The organism is Streptomyces sp. GD-15H (genome assembly GCF_045291515.1).
In the GTDB taxonomy this organism is placed as follows: domain Bacteria; phylum Actinomycetota; class Actinomycetes; order Streptomycetales; family Streptomycetaceae; genus Streptomyces.
The window spans coordinates 161,405-178,895 of the sequence record NZ_CP149447.1 but is presented as its reverse complement, the minus strand read 5'-3'; the positions used below and the strand labels follow the sequence as shown (position 1 = coordinate 178,895).

Genomic DNA, 17,491 nt, shown 5'->3' with positions numbered 1-17,491 from the left:
CAGGTACCCCTACGAGGTAGGGGCTGAACGGCCCACTGGTCCTGGGCCATCCGGCCCCAGACCCTCACCCCGGCCGGAGAGACGATGCAGAGGTAAGGCAATGAAGTGTCTGGGCGCCCGTCCGCGCCCCGGTCACCAGAAACGGCCGAAGCAGGTGAGTGGCGATGATGTTCTGGTACGACCACGACGTCAGCGGATGGGGCTGGTTCGCGATGTCGGCCGGCATGATCCTGTTCTGGGCGTTGATCATTACAGTCGCCGTGCTGCTCTTCCGCGCCCTCGACCGGCCCCACGAACACACCCACACCCCGCTCGCGCCTGCGCCGGAGGACATCCTCCGTGAGCGGCTGGCCCGTGGGGAGATCGACGAGGAGGAGTACCGGCGCCGCCTGAACGCCCTGCACACCGGCTCTCCCCGCAAACCCTGACCAATCCCGGCCGCATTCGATGGCGGCCTCTGCCCTCCGCCGAAGGAGGCCCGTGATGAACGACAGGCGCAACTACGGGATGTACGCGCTGGCCGCCGCGATCGTCGTCGTCGGCGCCCTGATCGTCGGCGCGTCGCTGGAAAGCCTGGTCTGGCTCGCCCTCGTGGCAGCGTGCCCGCTGATGATGTTCTTCATGATGCGCGGCATGCACGGCCAGGGCATGCACGGCGGTCACGATGACCGTCCTGCGGACCGCGATGCGGACCCTTCCCCAAGCTCTTCGAGCAGGGGAGACCCCATGCGCAAGCACGATCACCATTCCGGGCCCGGCCGGGCCTGACCGCCCGGGCCCCGGGAAGGGGGCGAGTGCCATGGCAGCCGTCATCGCCTCGCTGGCCGGGGCACTGATCCTGGCCATCATCGGCTACGACATCGCCCGCCTGGTCACGCCGCAGGAGCCGCGGCGTCCGCCGCTGGCCCGCCTGCGCGGACGGCGTGCCGCCCTGGAGGAAGCGGAACGGTGGCTGGTGGGCCTGCGGCTCCACGAGCGCATCGACACGGCCACCTACCAGCGCCGCATGAGCGGCATCGCCCGCGGACAGCGCCGCACCCCTGCCCGCCCGATCGACCGCGCGGGAGGACGTCATGGCTGACGCCGCATACGGCCTGTGGCCGCTGGTGGTTCTCAACACTCTGCTGTTCATCGTGTTCGCCAGCACCACGCCCCCGCCGGGCCCCCACGCCGCATCCGGGCAGCAGCGGCAGCCGTCGCGCACGGCCGGCTCCACCACTCCCACACCGGGAGGAGCCGATGACCGGGGGGATTCCCGTGGCCCCGCAGGCCGTGATCGTCCGCGGCACCCTCGCCATGCTGCTGCTCGCCGCGCTTGCCCGGGCAGAGCGCCACCGCCGACCACGCCGACCCGGCCGGAGGTGACCGAGATGGCCGCTGCCGGCCTGCTGACCTGGCTTCTTCTCGCGCTCCAGGTCCTGACCACTGCCGCCGGTGGGGGCTCCTCGCCCGGCGCGGTAAACGCGACGCCCCGTGCCTGGGCCGCAGCATTCGCCGCACTGCCCCCGCTCTCCTGATCGCCGGGGTACTTGCCCCTTCCCGCCCTGCTCGCCACCGACGCACCCGCTGGTGCCTTGGGGCTGTGGGGTGCCGGCGACATCGCCGCAGCCCTCGTCTACGCCTCCGCCGATACACTCCGCGACACCCGCGCCGCCCAGAGCGCGGATCCGGCCGGGAGGATCCCGTGGCCAGCCCGAGGCACGCACCGGCCCGGGGCGGGTGGAGCTGCCGGGCCGGGAGTGTGCCCGGACAATGGAAGAACCATGGTCGGGGCTGTGACCTGCGGTGGCAGGCGCCGTCGCGCACGTGCCCGCAAACGGCCCGGCCGGTCTCTCCCGCGTCACCCAGAATCCGAGAGGCGAGAGGAAGGCGGTCGTCATGACCAGCATCACTCACCGTATCGCCGCCCTGTTCCGGATCAAGGCCAACAAGGCACTGGACCGGGCCGAGGACCCGCGGGAGGTCCTGGACTACTCCTACGAGCAGCAGCTGCAGATGCTGCAGAAGGTACGCCGCGGGGTGGCCGATGTGGCGACCAGCCGCAAGCGCGTCGAACTGCAGGTGAACCAGTTGCGGCAGTCCACGGGCAAGCTGCAGGACCAGGCACAGCAGGCGCTCGCGGCCGGCCGGGAGGACCTGGCCCGCGAGGCGCTCACCCGCCGGACGGCCGTCGCCTCGCAGATCACCGATCTGCAGGATCAGTAGACGTCGTTGCAGGCGCAGGAGGAGAAGCTGACCCTGGCCGCACAGCGCCTGCAGGCGAAGGTCGACTCGTTCCGTACCCGCAAGGAGACGATCAAGGCCACCTACACCGCGGCCGAGGCCCAGACCCGCATCACCGAGGCCGTCACCGGCATCGGCGAGGAGCTGGGCGACGTCGGCCTGGCCATGCAGCGGGCCCAGGACAAGACCGAGCAGATGCAGGCCCGCGCCGGTGCACTCGATGAGCTGATCGCCTCCGGGGCGCTGGAGGACGCCACTCTGCCGGCCGGGCGAGACGACATCCAGGCCGAGCTCGAGCGCGTGAGCGCGGGTCAGGACGTGGAGATCGAGCTGGCCCGGATGAAGGCACAACTGCCCGCCGCTCCCGCCCCGGCGGCCGTGGAGGGCCCTGACGCCCCGAAGAACCCGTCGGACCGGGAGGCGACGTCATGATCATGCGGATTCTCGGCGAGGGGCAGTACGAGATCGCCGACGAGCACCTGGACCGGCTCAACGAGCTGGACTCCGCGCTGCAGTCGGCCGCCGACGCGGGCGACGAGGCGGCGTTCACCTCTGCCCTGTCGGCCCTGCTGGACGCGGTACGCAGCCTGGGCACCCCGCTGCCGGACGAGGAGATCACGCCGTCCGACCTGGTGCTGCCCGACGAGGGCACCAGCCTCACGCAGGTGCGGCAACTGCTGTCCGACGAGGGCTTGATCCCGGGGTGAGGACGCGATGCGCAGCCGCTTTGAGCCCGATCGGCAGCTGACCACCCGCATGGCGGTCACCATGTTCCTGCTCGGGCTGGTGTACGTGGCATTCATCGCCGCGCTGATCGTGCTGCTCAAGTCCACAGTCCTGGTGGTCGTCATCGCCGCCGGGCTGCTGGCTGCGCAGTACTGGTATTCGGATCGGATCGCCCTCTACGCGATGCACGGCCGCCTCGTCACAGCTGAGGAACAACCTCAACTGCACGGCGTCATCGACCGGCTGTGCGCCGCCGCGGACATGCCCAAACCCCGGGTGGCCATCTCCGAGATGGACCTGCCCAACGCGTTCGCCACCGGCCGCAACGCCGACCACGCCGTCGTCTGCGTCACCACCGGACTGCAGCGCTGCCTGACGACCGAGGAGCTCGAAGGCGTCCTCGCCCACGAGCTCTCCCATGTCGCGCACCGCGACGTGGCGGTGATCACCATCGCCTCGTTCCTGGGCGTGATCGCTGGCCTCGTCGTCCGCTTCGCCTTCTACTCCCAGCTGTTCGGCGGACGCCAGCGCGACCAGAACACCGCCCTCGCACTCGCAGCAGTCATGGCGGTCTCCGCCCTCGTCTACGCGCTCAGTTTCCTGCTCATCCGCGCGCTCTCGCGCTACCGCGAACTGGCCGCCGACCGCGCCGCAGCCATGCTGACCGCAAAGCCCTCCGCTCTGGCCTCGGCTCTCACCAAGGTCAGTGGCGACATCGCCCGGATCCCCACCCAGGACCTGCGCACCGCCCAGGCGTTCAACGCGTTCTTCTTCACCCCCGCCCTCGGCCCCGGCACCGCGGTGGCCAACCTGTTCTCCACCCACCCCAGCCTGGAACGCCGCCTGGAGGCCCTCGCGGAGATCTCCGCCGAGCTGGGCGAACCGGGCAGCCGGACGCCATGAGAAGGAGCTGAGACCCCGTGGGTTTCCTGGACTCCCTGCTCGGCCGGTCCAAGCCGGTCAAGCCCGACCTGGACCAGCTCTTCGGCCTGCCCTCCGCGGCGATCACCCTCCAGGCGGCCATCGGCTTCACCCCGACCGGTGCGGGCTCGGTGTGCTTCGCCTCCATCGAGGGCGGGGCCTTTGCGCAAGTCCAGCAGGAGGCACGGGCGCTGCTGGACGCGGACTCCGAACGGACGGGTGTGCCCGTGGAGTTCGGCCGTGACGACTACGGATACTCATGGCTGCTCTCTCGCCGCGATCCCGACAGCCTGCCCGCGCTGGCCGGCGATCTGCACGCGGTGAACACCGCCCTGCAGGACAGCGGCTTCGGACCACAACTCCTGTGCTCCCTGGTCTCCTTCCGCGACGCCGAGCTGCGCCCCATGGCGATGGTCTACCTCTACAAGCGCGGCACCTTCTACCCCTTCGCTCCGCTGCCCGGCGAGAAACGCGACAACCCGCTGGAATTCCAGGTCAAGGCAGCGGTCAAGGACGACCTGCGCATCGAGCAGGACCTGAGCCGCTGGTTCCCGCTGTGGAGCGCCCCCGGCCTGTGAAGGGGCGCGACGTCATCCGGTCCGGGAGGTGGCATGTGGCGGCAGTCGGCGCCCGTCGTGCCGACGGGCCGCCTGGCGACCGGGCGGTGCTGGTGGCGGCCGGGGTAGAGAAGTCCTACCGGCGCGGTGTGTGGCCCGCCCAGCGGCGGGTGCGGGTGCTGCACGGCGTTGACCTGGCGCTCGCCCCCGGCGAGGTGGTCGGCCTGGTCGGGGAGAACGGGTCCGGCAAGAGCACCCTGATGAAGATCCTGGTCGGGGCCCTGTCCGCCGACGCCGGCACCATCACCCGCAGCGGGCGGATCGGCTACTGCCCACAGGAGCCCGTCGTCTACGAACGCCTCACCTGCGACGAGCACTTCGGACTGTTCGGCCGCGCCTGCGGCCTGACCGACCAGGTCGAGCGCCGCGCCCGCATCTACTCCCAGCCCGGCTTCGACCGCTACGCCACCACCCGCGCCGACCGGCTCTCCGGAGGCATCCTGTCCAAGCTGAACCTGGGCCTGGCATCGCTGGCCGACCCGGACGTGCTGCTGGACGAGCCGTACGCCGACTTCGACTTCGACACATATCTGAAGTTCTGGGACCTGGTCGCCCAGCGCCGCCAGGCGGGCCGGTCGGTGCTGATCATCAGTCACTTCGTCACCGAGGAGGAACGCTTCGACCGCATCGTCCAGCTCCGCGATGGACGGGCGGTGCCCCGATGACCGTGCTGCTCACCCGGCGTTTCCTCACCGACGCCATGCGCACCCCGGTGAACCTGCTGGTGCTCGTGCTGGTGCCGGTGGTGTTCGTCGTGGTGGCCTCCCGCCCCCTGGCCGACACCGCAGAGCTGCTGGGCGGAGAAGGCGGCCCCGCGGTGCAGACCGCCACCGCCGGCTGGGCCGCCGGTTTCATCGCAGCCATCGCCATGTACTTCCGGCTGCGCGCCGCGCGCGCAGCCGACCGCCGCCTGGTCCTGGCCGGCCTCGCCCCCGCCCGGCTGGTGGCCGCCCGCATGGCCACCGGCCTGACCCTGGCGCTGCTCGCCGCCGCGGCCCTGGTGGCGCTCGCCGCGCGCACCGGACTGGGTGACCAGCCGGGACGGGTGGTGGCCGGGACGGTGATGTACGCGCTGATCCACCTGGCGATCGGCACCCTGATCGGTGCCCTCGTCGCCTGTACGCCGACGTTCGGCATCACCTTGGCGGCCGCGATGGCGTCCTCGGGGGAGAGGTAGGCGGCGAGCATGGGGTTGAGCTGGTAGACACCGGCGCGCTTCTTCCTCACCAGCCGCGCCAGGTCCAGGTCACGCAGGGCCGCGTTCACGGTCGGCCGGCTCAGGCCGAGCATCTGCGCGAGGGTGACCTGGTCGATCTTGATGCGGCCGCCCGGCTCGCTGTGGGCGCGCAGCTTCAGCAGCACACGGTAGGCCGCGGGCAGCAGGCCCAGGTCGGCGACGACGCCTTCCGCGTTCACCGCGGCAAAATGCAGACCGCTCACCGTTCGGCCCCCTTCTTCTGCTGTGCCCGCTCGCGGCGGCGCTCAGCACGCATCTTCGCCCGTTCCGCGCGCAGCCGGCAGCCGTCGCTGCCGCGGTAGGCGAAGCCGCGCATGCGGCCTCCCTCGTATGTCATGAACGGCTGCTCCTGGGGACGGGGAAGCCGTAACGGGGGGCGGGCCACCGAGCCCGCCCCCCGTCTGTGCGGCGAGGGCATGGTGTCAGCTTGCGGCCTTGAAACCGCGCAGGCGCAGGCTGTTGCCGACGACGAAGACCGAGGAGAACGCCATCGCGGCGCCGGCGATCATCGGGTTGAGCAGGCCGGCCGCGGCGAGCGGAAGGGCGGCGACGTTGTAGGCGAAGGCCCAGAACAAATTGGACTTGATGGTGCCCAGCGTCCTGCGGGCCAGCCGGATCGCATCGGCCGCGGCACGCAGGTCGCCGCGGACCAGGGTGAGGTCGCCGGCCTCGATGGCGGCGTCGGTGCCGGTGCCCATGGCCAGCCCGAGGTCGGCCTGGGCCAGCGCGGCGGCGTCGTTGACGCCGTCACCGACCATCGCCACCGAACGGCCCTCGCCCTGCAGCCGCTTGACGACATCGACCTTGTCCTGCGGCATGACCTCGGCGATCACCTCGTCGATGCCGACCTCGGCGGCCACCGCCTCGGCGACGGCCTTGTTGTCCCCGGTGAGCAGGATCGGCGTCAGGCCCAGGGCACGCAGCCGGGTGATGGCCTCGGCGCTGGTGGTTTTGACCGCGTCGGCGACCTCCAGGACCGCCCTTGCCTCACCGTCCCAGGCGACCGCGATCGCGGTGCGGCCCGCGGCCTCGGCGTCCGCCTTGGCGCGCGCCAGGCCGTCCGGCAGTTCCATGGTCCACTCGGCGAGCAGCTTGGTCCGGCCCACCAGGACCGCATGACCGTCGACCACGCCCTGCACGCCCAGGCCGGGCACGTTGGCGAAATCCTCCGGTGCCGGCAGGGCGCCGACCCGGTCGGCGGCGCCGGCGGCCACCGCCTGGGCGATGGGGTGCTCGGAGGCGTGCTCCAGGGCGCCCGCCAGGCGCAGCACTTCCGTCTCGTCGGTGCCGTCGGCGGTGTGGACGGCGAGCAGGGTCATCTTCCCGGTGGTGACGGTGCCGGTCTTGTCCAGGACGACGGTGTCGACCTTGCGGGTGGACTCCAGAACCTCCGGGCCCTTGATGAGGATGCCGAGCTGGGCGCCGCGCCCGGTGCCGACCATCAGCGCGGTCGGGGTGGCCAGGCCGAGGGCGCAGGGGCAGGCGATGATCAGGACGGCGACGGCGGCGGTGAACGCGGCCGTCAGCCCGGCGCCGTTGCCCAGCCAGAAGCCCAGGGTGCCCAGCGCCAGGGCGATGACGACCGGGACGAAAACGCCGGAGATGCGGTCGGCGAGCCGCTGGGCGGCGGCCTTGCCGTTCTGCGCGTCCTCGACCAGCTTGGCCATGCGGGCGAGCTGGGTGTCGGCGCCGACCCGGGTGGCCTTCACGACCAGGCGGCCGCCGGCGTTCACGGTCGCCCCGGTGACGGCGTCCCCGGCGCCGACCTCGACGGGGACGGACTCGCCGGTGAGCATGGAGGCGTCCACGGCGGAGGTGCCCTCGACGACGGCGCCGTCGGTGGCGATCTTCTCGCCCGGCCGGACCAGGAACAGGTCCCCGACCCTCAGCTCGCCCACCGGGATCTGCTCCTCCCGGCCGCCCCGCAGGACGGTGACGTCCTTCGCACCCAGCTGGAGCAGGGCCCGCAGGGCGGCGCCGGCCTTGCGCTTGGAACGGGCCTCGAAGTAGCGGCCGGCCAGGATGAAGGCGGTCACGCCGGCGGCGGCCTCGAGGTAGATGTTGCCCGCGCCGTCGCTGCGGGCGATGGTCAGCTCGAACGGGTGGGTCATGCCGGGGGTGCCGGCGGTGCCGAAGAACAGCGCCCACAGCGACCACAGGAACGCCGCCGACGTACCGACCGAGATCAGCGTGTCCATGGTGGCCGCGCCGTGCCGCGCGTTGGTGAACGCGGCACGGTGGAAGGGCCAGGCGGCGTACGTCACCACGGGCGCCGCCAGGGTGAGCGAGAGCCACTGCCAGTACTCGAACTGCCAGGCCGGCACCATCGCCATCGCGATCACCGGGACGGCGAGCACCACGGCCGTGACCAGCCGCTGCCGCAGCGGCCGCAGCTCATCGCCTTGCGTCTCCTGGCCCGGCGCGCCGCCCTGACCGCCACCGGCCGCGCCGGGCGCGGGGTCCGGTTCGGGCTGGCGGGCGGTGTAGCCGGTGGCCTCCACCGTGGCGATCAGGTCCGCGACGTCGAGGTCGGGGCGGAACGTGACTTTGGCCTTCTCGGTGGCGTAGTTGACGGTGGCGCTGACCCCCTCCATCCGGTTCAGTTTCTTCTCGATCCGGGCGGCGCACGAGGCGCAGGTCATGCCGCCGATCGCGAGTTCGACCTCGGCTGTGTCGGGGACCGTGGTAGCCATCACTGCTCCTGGGACTGGGTGGGGCAAGGGGAAGAAGAGGGCCGGGCCCGCGGGCGGGCCCGGCAGACAAGCAGAGCCGTCAGGCCGCGCGGCCGGTGAGCTCGTAGCCGGCGTCGTCGACGACCTTCGCCAGCAGCGCCTCGTCGGGCTCGCCGGAGCTGGTGACGGCGACCTGGCCGGTCTCCAGGTCGACGTCGACCGCCAGGACGCCGTCCAGGGCGCCGATCTCCTTGGTGAGCGTGGCCTTGCAGTGCCCGCACGTCATCCCGGAGACGTTGTAGACGGTGGTGGTGCCCTCGGTGGCCGCAGCCGTGGCGGCGTTGGTGGAGCAGCTGCCGTCGGGGGTGCAGCAGGACATGGGTTCCTCCCGGAGGATGCGATCACTGGTGTACCCCAGGGGGGTACCGCTGACGCACTAGATATACCCCCACCCGGTATATTTGGCAAACGCCTGCGGATCATTTGCGGATACCCCTAGGGGGTATATAGTCAGGGGTGTTGGCCAAGGAACGCGGCGACACCGCCGAGAAAGGGCCCATCATGAACACCGGCGTCAAGATCACTGCTTTCACCGCCGCCGTCGCGGCGACCTTCGCCGCCGCCTACGGTGTCGGCGCGGCCACCGGCCCCCTCGCCTCCGACCCGGAGCCGGCAGCCCACGCCGGGCACAACCGGCCGGCATCCCCCGGCCGCAGCGCCGGCGGACACAGCGGCCACGCGGACACAACGCCCGCAGGCCTGCAGATCTCCCAGGCCGGATACACCCTCGACCTGAAGACCCCCCGCCTCACCGCGGGAGAGAAGAACGAGCTCCGCTTCGCCATCCGCGACCAGGAGGGGCGGCAGGTCACCACCTACCGCCGCGAGCACGGCAAGGAACTGCACCTCATCCTCGCCTCACGCGACCTGGTCACCTACCGGCACCTGCACCCCACCCGGGCCGCCGACGGCACCTGGAGCACCCCCGTCACCCTGCCCGCCGCCGGCTCCTACCGCGTCTTCGCCGACTTCACCCCAGCCACCGAAGGCGCCACCAACCTCACCTGGGCGCCGACCTCGCCGCCGCCGGCACCTATAAGGCCCCCGCCCTGCCCGAACCCGCCACCGCCGCCACCGTCGACGGCTACACCGTCACCCTCGACGGCGACCTGCGCCCCGGCAAGGCGGCCGAACTCGCCCTCACCGTCAACCGGGACGGCCGCCCGGTCACCGACCTTCAGCCCTACCTGGGCGCCTACGGCCACCTGGTCGCCCTGCGCTCCGGTGACCTCGCCTACCTCCACGTCCACCCCAACGGCGAACCCGGCGACGGCACCACCAAGCCCGGCCCCTCCATCTCCTTCACCGCCACCGCGCCCAGCGCGGGCACCTACCGCCTCTTCCTGGACTTCCAGCACAACGGCACCGTCCGCACCGCAGCCTTCACCGTCCAGGCCGACCGAACCGCCGGCGCACCGGAACCGGCGGACGGCGAGGAGCACGGCAATCACCAGCACTGACCCATCGGGCGAGCACCGTCGATGCGGGTCCGTCCTGACGGCCCGGCCCGGGACGGGACGCCCCTGCGGACCGGCGCGGCTCGGCTGGACTTAGACACCCAGCTGCATACGGGCCGGGGGTATGCTGAGTGGTTCGGCCGCAGAGCGAAGACCTGCCTGATCTGCGAGGGCAACCGCCTACGGCGGCCAAGACGCCGGCGGGAACAGCCGCCTTCGCACAACGAGACACGCGACAAGACACGAGGGACAAGGCGATGGTCAGCTACAGCAACCACAAGGATGACGTACTCAAGCGGCTCCGCCGGATCGAAGGACAGGTCCGGGGACTGCAGCGCATGGTGGAAGAAGACACCTACTGCATCGACGTCCTCACCCAGGTCTCCGCCACCACACGCGCCCTGCAGTCCTTCGCCCTGCAGATGCTCGACGAGCACATGGACACCTGCGTACGGACCGCCGTGGCCGAAGGCGGCGAAGACGGAGACCTCAAGCTGAAGGAAGCCCGCGACGCCATCGCACGCCTCGTGCGCTCCTAGACGCTCCCGTCACCCAAGCCCTCACCCAGCAGCTCCTGGCTCTCGCGCTTACGCCCCTGACCCAGCGCACGCCGGACGGCGTTGTCAGGTTCGGCTCGGGCCGTGGGATGATCTTGGTGTAGATCGTCGTGAGGAGAGGCTGCGGGTGGAGAGCGGGACGGCACCGTCGTACCGGGGTTACCGGTTTCCGCCCGAGGTAATCGGTCACGCGGTGTGGCCGTATCACCGTTTCCCGCTCTCCTGCCGGGAGGTCGAGGAGCTCCTCCTGGAACGCGGCATCGTGGTCTCCTACGAGACGGTCCGGGCCTGGTGCGCCGCGCTCGGCCCCGCCTACGCCGCGCAGGTGCGCCGCCGGCGGCCGCGTCCCGGCGACACATGGCATCTGGATGAGGTGTTCATCAAGGTCAACGGGAAGATGCGGTACCCGTGGCGCGCGGTCGACCAGGACGGCAACGTCCTCGACGTTCTCGTCCAGGATCGCCGCGATACGGCCGCAGCCAGGCGCTTCTTCCGCAAGCTCCTCAAGGACCTCGAGTACGTACCCCGCGTGATCGTCACGGACAGGCTCCGCAGCTACGGTGCCGCCCACCGCGAGGTCATGCCGTCGGTCGAGCACCGCAGTTCGACGTACGTGAACAACAGGGCCGAGAACAGTCATCAGCCCACGAGGCAGCGCGAGCGCGCGATGAAGGGCTTCCGCTCCAGCGGAGCGGCCCGGCGGTTCCTTGCCGCCTTCAGCCGGATCTCCGGCCACTTCCGGCCCCGACGCCATCTGATCACAGCGAGTGACTACCGCACCGAGATGACCGAACGGTTCCGCATCTGGAGGACCGTCACCGGAGCCCTCACGACCGCCTGACCAGGATGCCCCCGGCCCGGCCGAACGCACCTCCAGCACACCTCAACTCGCCTGCCACAACAGCAACTTGACAACACCGGCCGGAGTGTTCGCGGCCGGTCACAACCTACGCCGTTCGTCGTCCGAGGCGGTGCGGGGGTGCCGCAGGGTGTTCTCCAGCGGCACGTCTGCGCCCGGCCTTGTGCCCACCGAGGCCGCACCGCAGGGCGGTGCGGAGCGGCAGAATCGACACTGTTGTTGCCGCACGGCACGAGGCCCCGGCTGCGGGCATCGCGCTGATCGCCCCGGACCGTGACGTTCTCCAAGGATGTGATCCCAGGGACGGGGCGGCCGTCTCGGTCCCGCCCCCGCGCCGTGGGAGCACCCCGACGGGTGAGCGAAACCGACCGGTGCCGACAATGGTTCCGGACAAGCCGTGCCGGGATGGGTGCGGAGCCGGCGACCGGTACCCCTGGAGAACGTGTGACGAGTGGACGCGGACGACAGTGGCTGCCGTGCCGTCCGGTCTGGGAGGACCGGGACCGCCATCGGTGGATGGGCCCCCTGGCGGCTGTCGGTATCACCGCGGGCGCGGTGCTGGCCGTCGTCGGACTGCCTCCGGTGGATCTGCACGGGCCGCTGCACTACTTGGGGGTGATGGGACCGCTGTGCGGCGGGACCCGTGGCGCGCACGCGATGCCGTTGGGACGACTGGAGGAGGCGTGGCGCTACAACCCACTCAGTCTCGTGCTCGTCCCGGGAGCCGTTCTCGCGCTGGCGCGTGAAACCGTCGGCCGTGTGAGCGGCCGATGGCTGAACCTGCGGGTGACCCACCGCCGGGCCGCCCTCCTCCTGGCGCTGCTGCCCCTGACGGCTCTGACGATCAACCAGCAGGCGCACGCCGACCTGCTGCGCACCGGTCCGGAGAGCGGAACGCCGACCGGGCTGCTTCTGTACGCGGCTGCCGCGCCGCTGATCGTGATCGTCCTGGCCGTGCGGTTGCGCTCACGGCGGCGAGCCGATCCGTCCTGACGACGGGCGTGCGACCACGGGTGTCACGGCTCCGCCACCCCTGCCGAAGATGGTGATCACCGTGTCGCCCGGAGCCCGTATCAAGCCGACGGCACGCCCTGTGACCGTGTGCCACGTGGGTTCGCACCTGGTCGACGCACGAGATGGTTCTCCTCGTTCGGCCTCTCGCACCGGGCGATGAGGGCGACCGCCCCAGATGCTCGACGGCGGTGCGGTGTTCCGCTGCGATGGTGACAGGGGACGCTCCGCCAGCCACCTCCGGCACTCATGCGAAAGAGCCGCTCTGACGGCTCGGCGCTGTCACCCGGCCGGATGAGGCGTTCACAGGCCCAGCCGGTGGTGCGGAGCGGGGGCCGGAAGCGGTCCGGACGCGCCTCCTCGCCCGTTCACACCCCCGGCGCGGAGTTTTTCTTGCGATCGGACTGGCCAACACATACCCCCAGGGGGTACCTTTTGATGCTCGAGACATACCCCCCTCCGGTATAGGAGTAAATGATGTCGTCTACCTCGTCCCCACCGAATCCGCGGCGCTGGAAGGCGCTCTGGGTGATCGCCCTGGCCCAGTTCATGGTGATTATGGACACCTCGATCATCGGTGTGGCGCTGCCTCAGATGCAGGTCGACCTCGGGTTCTCCCAGGAGAACCTGTCGTGGGTCTTCAACGCCTACGTCATCGCCTTCGGCGGGCTCCTCCTGCTCGGGGGTCGGCTGTCGGACCTGTTCGGCGCCAAGCGACTGTTCAGTGCCGGATGGGTCGTGCTGGCCGCCGGTTCACTGATCGCTGGTCTGGCCGGTGAGGTGTGGGTGGAACTGGTCGGGCGCGCCGTGCAGGGTGCCGGTGCCGCGCTGATCGCGCCCTCCGCACTGACGCTGCTGATGATGCTCTTCGGAGCCAACCCCAAGGAACTCACCAAGGCGTTCGCTCTCTACGGGGCCGCGGCTCCGGCCGGCGGTACCGCCGGGGTCTTCCTCGGCGGTGTCATCACCGAGTACGCCAGCTGGCCGTGGGTGTTCTACATCAACATCCCCATCGCCCTCCTGGTACTGGCCGTCACCCCGGCCCTGATGCCCTCCGCCCCGGCCCGCCGCGGCGCGATCGACGTCTTCGGCGCCGCCACCGTCACCGCTGGTCTGGCCATCGTCGTCTACGCCATCGTCCGCGCCCCCGAGACCGGTTGGGGAACGGCGCAGACCTGGCTGATGCTGGGGGCCGGCGCGCTGCTGCTGGTCGCCTTCGTCGTCCTCCAGGCCCGCCGCAAGGAACCGCTGATGCCCCTGCGCATCTGGCGCGCCCCCAACCTGGCCGCCGCCAACATCGCCCAGCTGCTGCTGGCCGGCGCCTGGATCCCGATGTGGTTCTTCCTCAACCTCTACCTGCAGCAGGTCCTGGGGCTGGGCGAGTTCGCCTCCGGCTCGGCGCTGCTGCCGATGACGGTCGCCATCATGATCATGATGGTCGTGCTGGCACCGCGCCTGATCGCCCGCTTCGGCCCCAACCCGCTGGTCGTCGCGGGGCTGGTGGTGCTCGCCGCCGGAATGTTCTGGCTGTCCCTGGTCCGCCCCGACGGCACCTTCTGGGTCGACGTCCTGCCGGCCTCCCTGGTGGCAGCGGCCGGCATGTCCCTGGCGTTCATCCCCTCGCTGGGAACCGCCGTCTCCAGCGCCCGCCCCGAGGAAGGCGGCCTGGCCTCCGGCATCGTCAACACCAGCTACCAGGTGGGCTCCGCCCTCGGCCTGGCGGCCATGACCGCGGTGGCCGCCTCCCGCGGCGCCCAGGAACTGGGCAACCCCGGCGCACTCACCGACGGCTTCTCCGCGGCCTTCCTCGGAGCCGCCGTCATCGCCCTCGTCGGAGCCCTGATCGCCTGGCTCACCCTGCGCCCCGCGCCCGCCGCAGCGACCGCGGAGCCCGAGGCCGGGCAGGGGCAGTCCCGGACGGCCGAAGTCCACTGACGTCCCGCCCGTGTCCGATCCGTCCACCGGTGCCGCCGAACACGGACCCGCGGTCCGTGCCCGGCGGCACCCGCACCTTTGGGAGTCCTCCGTGCAGGAGATCGAGGTCTACGGCACCGCCTGGTGCCCGCAGGTGACAGAGGTCCTGGCCCGACTCGACCATGCCGGCGTCGCCTACCGCTATCACGACATCGACACCAACAAGAAGGCCGCGAAGACGGTGTACCGCCTGCAACGCGGCACCCGCCGCGTTCCCACCCTCGTCCTGGCCGACGGCACCGTCCTCGTCGAGCCCACCGACGACCACCTCCGTGACCGCCTCGCCACCGCAGCCGGTACAGAGCAGAAGGAGGAGACGACGTGAAGGCCATCCCGACGGCCGCCGACCTGCGCCGTGTGGCGAACCATCCGGCCACCCGCTGCCTGCTGGCCTGCCTGCTCACCGCCATGGCCCGCCGGGCGCAGGAACAACCTCGCTCTCCCGCTCGGAAGAACACCTGCTCGTCCTGACGGTTCCCGGGCCGGTGACGGAGGGGCCGCCACGACGACATCGTCGTGGCGGCCCCTCCGTCCGTCCCCGGACACGGCACCTTCACGGTCCGTCCGGGGATCGGCGAGGCTTCAGCCCAGGGTGGCGAGGAGTTCATTGCAGGCCTGCTCGCAGCGGCGGCACGCCTCGGCGCAGATCCGGCAGTGCTCGTGCATGTCGGCGTGGCGCTCGCACTCCTCCGCGCAGGACTTGCAGACCATGGCGCAGGCCTGGAGCTGGGTGCGGGTGATGTTGGCGTCGTAGCCGGTGTGCCGGGAGAGGATCTTGCCGGTGGCCTCGCAGATGTCCGCACAGTGATGGGCGTCGTTGGTTTGTCAGTGGGGTGGTGTCATGGGGTGTCACTGGTCGCGGGCGGTTGAGCTGCGGTTGTTGCGCGGGGCTTGTCGTTTGTGTGGTGACGGTTGACCCGAGTTCCGCAGAACTCCCGTCACCTAGAGCAACAAAATGCGGGCTGACCAGGGAGGATGCAGCGAGGTATAGAGAGAAGGCGTGTCACTAGGGGCTGGCATTCTCGCTGGTCAGCGCGTTGACGACCGCCAAGTAGCCCCTTGATGCTGGGGCTTGCCCCCACGCTACTCGATCACGTAGCGCGCTTTGAGCCCAGTCACGCTGCGCCGAGGTAGGCCCACAAAAGGGATGAGAGGTTGCGAAAGTCCCTCGCTTCTCACGGCATTGTCGGAGGAGGATGCCCGTCTCGTCAGTTCCCTGACCAGCGGAGATGTCAACGCCTAGTGACACGGGCAATTCGGACAGGAGGTGGTGAAGTCGCAGGTCACAGCCCACTTTGTGTCGCTAGGCGGGCCGACTTCTGCGGAACCTGGGGTTGATGGCGTTGTGCTGGGTCACGGGCGTGTCGTGCGGATAGGCGGCCTGGTCGGCGTCGGCTCCGCCGGTGCGGCGGTGCGGCGGTGCGGCGGTGCGGCGGTGCGGCGGTGCGGCGGTGCGGTGTCGCTGGTTGTCCGGGGTTTCCGCGGTTTTCATTCGGTCGTGTGCGGCGGGGGCCTGCTGCTGGCCTGGGGCGGTGCTGCGCGATCGTGCGGCCGGCGGGGTGGGGTGGCGGGCCGGGGCGCGGTCCCGCAGGCGGCAGATCGCCGTCGACGCATTCTGGTACGCAAGGATGGAGAGATCTTGGTTCCGGCGAGTTACCGGTACGTGCCATGAGCGCGTTTCGCATGTACCTCAGGGTGGTCAGCCAGGCTCTGCCGCCGGAGGAGATCTCCCAGAGACTGGGGGCGGAGCCCGACGAGTCGACATCGCTCGGAAGTCGCCGACACCCGCAGTCGCCTCCGCGGGTGCATGCGACCTGGATCCGCCGTGTCGGGGCGGCGGACGGCTGCGCGCGGCCGGAGGAGCTGGAGCCGGTGGTCGTCGGATGGGGGCCGGAGCTCGCCGCTGCCCTCGGGCGACTCGCCGACTCCGGGGAGGCCGCCGTCTCCCTGGAGATCGTCCAGGAGATCAGAGACCTCCACGACCCGCAGCAGAAAGGCATCTGGTGTTGTCAAGTTGCTGTTGTGGCAGGCGAGTTGAGGTGTGCTGGAGGTGCGTTCGGCCGGGCCGGGGGCATCCTGGTCAGGCGGTCGTGAGGGCTCCGGTGACGGTCCTCCAGATGCGGAACCGTTCGGTCATCTCGGTGCGGTAGTCACTCGCTGTGATCAGATGGCGTCGGGGCCGGAAGTGGCCGGAGATCCGGCTGAAGGCGGCAAGGAACCGCTGGGCCGCTCCGCTGGAGCGGAAGCCCTTCATAGCGCGCTCGCGCTGCCTCGTGGGCTGATGACTGTTCTCGGCCCTGTTGTTCAAGTACGTCGAACTGCGGTGCTCGACCGACGGCATGACCTCGCGGTGGGCGGCACCGTAGCTGCGGAGCCTGTCCGTGACGATCACGCGGGGTACGTACTCGAGGTCCTTGAGGAGCTTGCGGAAGAAGCGCCTGGCTGCGGCCGTATCGCGGCGATCCTGGACGAGAACGTCGAGGACGTTGCCGTCCTGGTCGACCGCGCGCCACGGGTACCGCATCTTCCCGTTGACCTTGATGAACACCTCATCCAGATGCCATGTGTCGCCGGGACGCGGCCGCCGGCGGCGCACCTGCGCGGCGTAGGCGGGGCCGAGCGCGGCGCACCAGGCCCGGACCGTCTCGTAGGAGACCACGATGCCGCGTTCCAGGAGGAGCTCCTCGACCTCCCGGCAGGAGAGCGGGAAACGGTGATACGGCCACACCGCGTGACCGATTACCTCGGGCGGAAACCGGTAACCCCGGTACGACGGTGCCGTCCCGCTCTCCACCCGCAGCCTCTCCTCACGACGATCTACACCAAGATCATCCCACGGCCCGAGCCGAACCTGACAACGCCGTCCGGCGTGCTGTTCGGGACCGAGTGCCTGGAGATCTTCCAATCGGTATCGGCCGACGGTGACCTGGAGCGGGCGGTGGTCGCGAACACCCACCGGCGGTACGTCTTCCCGTCCACCGCCCGCGCCGACATCGAGGACGCCGCCGCTGGCCTCTTCCGCACAGGGCTGCTCCGCCCGGCACCCGATCTTCAATAAACGTTCGTTTTCTGAAGATCCCTCCCGAAGGGGTACCCAACGCCCTCCGGGCCTTCAGAAAACCCTTCAAAAACCTCGGGCGTTCAAGAACCCCGGACTGCCGTTTTCTGACATGATCC

Annotated in this window: 23 protein-coding genes and 4 pseudogenes; 20 read left to right on the top strand and 7 right to left on the bottom strand. The window is 70.5% G+C overall.

What is annotated here, in order from left to right:
* Positions 1–164: 164 nt before the first annotated feature.
* The 11 genes and pseudogenes from WJ438_RS00935 to WJ438_RS00885 all read left to right on the top strand — a co-directional run bounded on the left by WJ438_RS00935 (position 165) and on the right by WJ438_RS00885 (position 5,664).
* Entirely contained in the window at positions 165–428 is a 264-nt protein-coding gene (locus WJ438_RS00935; protein ID WP_406723531.1) for an SHOCT domain-containing protein, read from the top strand.
* A 55-nt stretch (positions 429–483) separates the two neighbouring features.
* Positions 484–768, top strand: coding sequence for a DUF2933 domain-containing protein (locus WJ438_RS00930; protein WP_406723530.1), 285 nt, complete (start codon positions 484–486; stop codon positions 766–768).
* 31 nt (positions 769–799) lie between these two features.
* Positions 800–1,081 carry a hypothetical protein gene (locus WJ438_RS00925; protein ID WP_406723529.1) on the top strand — a complete coding sequence of 94 codons (282 nt, stop codon included), beginning with the start codon at positions 800–802 and terminating at the stop codon, positions 1,079–1,081.
* Positions 1,082–1,239: 158 nt separating this feature from the next.
* Positions 1,240–1,365 (top strand): hypothetical protein, encoded by a 126-nt coding sequence (locus tag WJ438_RS00920; protein ID WP_406723528.1) that lies wholly within the window; start codon positions 1,240–1,242, stop codon positions 1,363–1,365.
* 5 nt (positions 1,366–1,370) lie between these two features.
* Positions 1,371–1,517 (top strand): hypothetical protein, encoded by a 147-nt coding sequence (locus WJ438_RS00915; protein ID WP_406723527.1) that lies wholly within the window; start codon positions 1,371–1,373, stop codon positions 1,515–1,517.
* Positions 1,518–1,878: 361 nt separating this feature from the next.
* A pseudogene (locus WJ438_RS00910) lies at positions 1,879–2,655 on the top strand (PspA/IM30 family protein).
* Positions 2,652–2,930 (top strand): PspA-associated protein PspAA, encoded by a 279-nt coding sequence (pspAA, locus tag WJ438_RS00905; RefSeq protein ID WP_406723526.1) that lies wholly within the window; start codon positions 2,652–2,654, stop codon positions 2,928–2,930. The pseudogene WJ438_RS00910 and the gene pspAA overlap by 4 nt, the downstream one beginning before the upstream one ends.
* Before the next feature lie 7 nt (positions 2,931–2,937).
* A complete protein-coding gene (gene htpX / locus WJ438_RS00900) occupies positions 2,938–3,852 on the top strand; it encodes a zinc metalloprotease HtpX (protein ID WP_406723525.1) in 915 nt (304 codons plus the stop codon).
* Positions 3,853–3,869: 17 nt separating this feature from the next.
* On the top strand, positions 3,870–4,448 hold the full coding sequence (gene pspAB / locus WJ438_RS00895; RefSeq protein WP_406723524.1) for a PspA-associated protein PspAB: 579 nt from the start codon (positions 3,870–3,872) through the stop codon (positions 4,446–4,448).
* 35 nt (positions 4,449–4,483) lie between these two features.
* Complete coding sequence (locus tag WJ438_RS00890; RefSeq protein WP_406723523.1) at positions 4,484–5,152, top strand: ATP-binding cassette domain-containing protein; 669 nt, start codon at positions 4,484–4,486, stop codon at positions 5,150–5,152.
* Positions 5,149–5,664: a hypothetical protein gene (locus tag WJ438_RS00885; protein WP_406729965.1), complete on the top strand. Its 516-nt coding sequence runs from the start codon at positions 5,149–5,151 to the stop codon at positions 5,662–5,664. The genes WJ438_RS00890 and WJ438_RS00885 overlap by 4 nt, the downstream gene beginning before the upstream one ends.
* A gap of 35 nt (positions 5,665–5,699) precedes the next feature.
* On the opposite strand, the pseudogene WJ438_RS00880 reads toward WJ438_RS00885, so the two are convergent.
* From WJ438_RS00880 to WJ438_RS00865, 4 genes and pseudogenes are all read right to left on the bottom strand, one after another.
* Positions 5,700–5,849, bottom strand: a pseudogene (locus WJ438_RS00880) (helix-turn-helix domain-containing protein); the annotation flags it as partial.
* Between the two features lie 74 nt (positions 5,850–5,923).
* Positions 5,924–6,061, bottom strand: coding sequence for a hypothetical protein (locus WJ438_RS00875; protein ID WP_406723522.1), 138 nt, complete (start codon positions 6,059–6,061; stop codon positions 5,924–5,926).
* Between the two features lie 85 nt (positions 6,062–6,146).
* A complete protein-coding gene (locus tag WJ438_RS00870; protein ID WP_406723521.1) occupies positions 6,147–8,417 on the bottom strand; it encodes a heavy metal translocating P-type ATPase in 2,271 nt (756 codons plus the stop codon).
* A 79-nt stretch (positions 8,418–8,496) separates the two neighbouring features.
* Positions 8,497–8,775, bottom strand: a complete 279-nt coding sequence (locus WJ438_RS00865) for a heavy-metal-associated domain-containing protein (RefSeq protein WP_406723520.1) — start codon at positions 8,773–8,775, stop codon at positions 8,497–8,499.
* 182 nt (positions 8,776–8,957) lie between these two features.
* On the opposite strand from WJ438_RS00865, the pseudogene WJ438_RS00860 reads away from it, so the two are divergent.
* From WJ438_RS00860 to WJ438_RS00830, 7 genes and pseudogenes are all read left to right on the top strand, one after another.
* Positions 8,958–9,916, top strand: a pseudogene (locus WJ438_RS00860) (hypothetical protein).
* Positions 9,917–10,170: 254 nt separating this feature from the next.
* Positions 10,171–10,452 carry a metal-sensitive transcriptional regulator gene (locus WJ438_RS00855; protein ID WP_351366409.1) on the top strand — a complete coding sequence of 94 codons (282 nt, stop codon included), beginning with the start codon at positions 10,171–10,173 and terminating at the stop codon, positions 10,450–10,452.
* A gap of 145 nt (positions 10,453–10,597) precedes the next feature.
* Positions 10,598–11,311 (top strand): IS6 family transposase, encoded by a 714-nt coding sequence (locus tag WJ438_RS00850; RefSeq protein WP_406723519.1) that lies wholly within the window; start codon positions 10,598–10,600, stop codon positions 11,309–11,311.
* Positions 11,312–11,845: 534 nt separating this feature from the next.
* Entirely contained in the window at positions 11,846–12,322 is a 477-nt protein-coding gene (locus WJ438_RS00845; RefSeq protein WP_406723518.1) for a DUF2752 domain-containing protein, read from the top strand.
* Between the two features lie 495 nt (positions 12,323–12,817).
* Positions 12,818–14,275, top strand: coding sequence for an MFS transporter (locus WJ438_RS00840; protein WP_406729548.1), 1,458 nt, complete (start codon positions 12,818–12,820; stop codon positions 14,273–14,275).
* Positions 14,276–14,285: 10 nt separating this feature from the next.
* Positions 14,286–14,639, top strand: a complete 354-nt coding sequence (locus WJ438_RS00835) for a glutaredoxin family protein (protein WP_406723517.1) — start codon at positions 14,286–14,288, stop codon at positions 14,637–14,639.
* Complete coding sequence (locus WJ438_RS00830) at positions 14,636–14,785, top strand: hypothetical protein (RefSeq protein WP_406723516.1); 150 nt, start codon at positions 14,636–14,638, stop codon at positions 14,783–14,785. The genes WJ438_RS00835 and WJ438_RS00830 overlap by 4 nt, the downstream gene beginning before the upstream one ends.
* 111 nt (positions 14,786–14,896) lie before the next feature.
* On the opposite strand, the pseudogene WJ438_RS00825 reads toward WJ438_RS00830, so the two are convergent.
* Both WJ438_RS00825 and WJ438_RS00820 read right to left on the bottom strand, forming a co-directional pair.
* Positions 14,897–15,118: pseudogene (locus tag WJ438_RS00825) on the bottom strand (four-helix bundle copper-binding protein); the annotation flags it as partial.
* Between the two features lie 499 nt (positions 15,119–15,617).
* A complete protein-coding gene (locus tag WJ438_RS00820) occupies positions 15,618–15,806 on the bottom strand; it encodes a hypothetical protein (protein WP_406723515.1) in 189 nt (62 codons plus the stop codon).
* A 176-nt stretch (positions 15,807–15,982) separates the two neighbouring features.
* Here WJ438_RS00820 and WJ438_RS00815 point away from each other — a divergent pair, with 176 nt between their 5' ends.
* The gene (locus tag WJ438_RS00815) at positions 15,983–16,408 is read left to right on the top strand and encodes a DUF4279 domain-containing protein (RefSeq protein WP_406723514.1); all 426 of its coding nucleotides are present in this window, start codon (positions 15,983–15,985) and stop codon (positions 16,406–16,408) included.
* Here WJ438_RS00815 and WJ438_RS00810 read toward each other — a convergent pair.
* Positions 16,395–17,108: an IS6 family transposase gene (locus WJ438_RS00810; protein ID WP_406723513.1), complete on the bottom strand. Its 714-nt coding sequence runs from the start codon at positions 17,106–17,108 to the stop codon at positions 16,395–16,397. The genes WJ438_RS00815 and WJ438_RS00810 overlap by 14 nt on opposite strands.
* Between WJ438_RS00810 and WJ438_RS00805 the strand changes: the two genes are divergently transcribed.
* Positions 17,046–17,372 carry a hypothetical protein gene (locus WJ438_RS00805; protein ID WP_406729964.1) on the top strand — a complete coding sequence of 109 codons (327 nt, stop codon included), beginning with the start codon at positions 17,046–17,048 and terminating at the stop codon, positions 17,370–17,372. The genes WJ438_RS00810 and WJ438_RS00805 overlap by 63 nt on opposite strands.
* Positions 17,373–17,491: the final 119 nt, after the last annotated feature.

Excerpts from the sequence above, each read along its gene's own strand:
- pspAA (WP_406723526.1), top strand. The coding sequence starts at position 2,652 with ATGATCATGCGGATTCTCGGCGAGGGGCAGTACGAGATCGCCGACGAG.
- WJ438_RS00920 (WP_406723528.1), top strand. The coding sequence starts at position 1,240 with ATGACCGGGGGGATTCCCGTGGCCCCGCAGGCCGTGATCGTCCGCGGC.
- WJ438_RS00935 (WP_406723531.1), top strand. The coding sequence starts at position 165 with ATGATGTTCTGGTACGACCACGACGTCAGCGGATGGGGCTGGTTCGCG.
- WJ438_RS00875 (WP_406723522.1), bottom strand. The coding sequence starts at position 6,061 with ATGACATACGAGGGAGGCCGCATGCGCGGCTTCGCCTACCGCGGCAGC.
- WJ438_RS00930 (WP_406723530.1), top strand. The coding sequence starts at position 484 with ATGAACGACAGGCGCAACTACGGGATGTACGCGCTGGCCGCCGCGATC.
- WJ438_RS00840 (WP_406729548.1), top strand. The coding sequence starts at position 12,818 with ATGTCGTCTACCTCGTCCCCACCGAATCCGCGGCGCTGGAAGGCGCTC.
- htpX (WP_406723525.1), top strand. The coding sequence starts at position 2,938 with ATGCGCAGCCGCTTTGAGCCCGATCGGCAGCTGACCACCCGCATGGCG.
- WJ438_RS00870 (WP_406723521.1), bottom strand. The coding sequence starts at position 8,417 with ATGGCTACCACGGTCCCCGACACAGCCGAGGTCGAACTCGCGATCGGC.
- WJ438_RS00845 (WP_406723518.1), top strand. The coding sequence starts at position 11,846 with ATGGGCCCCCTGGCGGCTGTCGGTATCACCGCGGGCGCGGTGCTGGCC.
- WJ438_RS00885 (WP_406729965.1), top strand. The coding sequence starts at position 5,149 with ATGACCGTGCTGCTCACCCGGCGTTTCCTCACCGACGCCATGCGCACC.
- WJ438_RS00915 (WP_406723527.1), top strand. The coding sequence starts at position 1,371 with ATGGCCGCTGCCGGCCTGCTGACCTGGCTTCTTCTCGCGCTCCAGGTC.
- WJ438_RS00815 (WP_406723514.1), top strand. The coding sequence starts at position 15,983 with ATGAGCGCGTTTCGCATGTACCTCAGGGTGGTCAGCCAGGCTCTGCCG.
- WJ438_RS00925 (WP_406723529.1), top strand. The coding sequence starts at position 800 with ATGGCAGCCGTCATCGCCTCGCTGGCCGGGGCACTGATCCTGGCCATC.
- WJ438_RS00820 (WP_406723515.1), bottom strand. The coding sequence starts at position 15,806 with ATGAAAACCGCGGAAACCCCGGACAACCAGCGACACCGCACCGCCGCA.
- WJ438_RS00855 (WP_351366409.1), top strand. The coding sequence starts at position 10,171 with ATGGTCAGCTACAGCAACCACAAGGATGACGTACTCAAGCGGCTCCGC.
- WJ438_RS00865 (WP_406723520.1), bottom strand. The coding sequence starts at position 8,775 with ATGTCCTGCTGCACCCCCGACGGCAGCTGCTCCACCAACGCCGCCACG.